1 protein-coding gene is annotated in these 577 nt (G+C 64.1%); it reads left to right on the top strand.

From position 1 onward, the window contains the following. Nucleotides 1–577 (top strand): aspartate carbamoyltransferase catalytic subunit (locus EN893_RS37075; protein WP_128362311.1); only part of this gene is annotated, 577 nt, incomplete at both ends.

Raw genomic sequence — 577 nt, 5'->3', positions numbered from 1 at the left:
GGCCGCACACAGATCAACCTCTTTTATGAAGCCTCGACGCGCACGCAGTCGTCGTTCGAGTTGGCCGGAAAGCGGCTCGGCGCCGATGTGATGAACATGTCGGTGGCAAGCTCTTCGGTGAAGAAGGGCGAAACGCTCATCGATACGGCGATGACGCTGAATGCGATGCGGCCCGACATATTGATCATCCGTCACCAATCGGCCGGTGCGGCCGCGCTTCTGGCGCAGAAGGTCGGCTGCTCCGTCGTCAATGCCGGCGACGGCGCGCATGAACACCCGACACAGGCGCTGCTCGATGCGCTGACCATTCGTCGCGCCAAGGGCCCGCTGTCGAAGCTCATCGTGGCAATCTGCGGCGACATCCTGCATTCGCGCGTGGCACGTTCCAACATCATGCTGCTCAACGCGCTCGGCGCGCAGGTGCGCGTCGTCGCACCGTCGACGCTTCTGCCCACCGGCATCGAGAAGATGGGCGTCATCGTCACCCGCTCGATGGCCGAGGGCCTCAAGGACGCCGATGTGGTGATGATGCTGCGCCTGCAGCGCGAGCGCATGGAAGGCGCGTTCGTGCCTTCGG

Origin of the sequence: Mesorhizobium sp. M7A.F.Ca.CA.004.04.2.1 (genome assembly GCF_004022825.1) — a bacterium.
In the GTDB taxonomy this organism is placed as follows: Bacteria; Pseudomonadota; Alphaproteobacteria; order Rhizobiales; family Rhizobiaceae; genus Mesorhizobium.
Note: the sequence above shows the minus strand (reverse complement) of the source record. Positions and strands in the feature narration are given on the sequence as shown.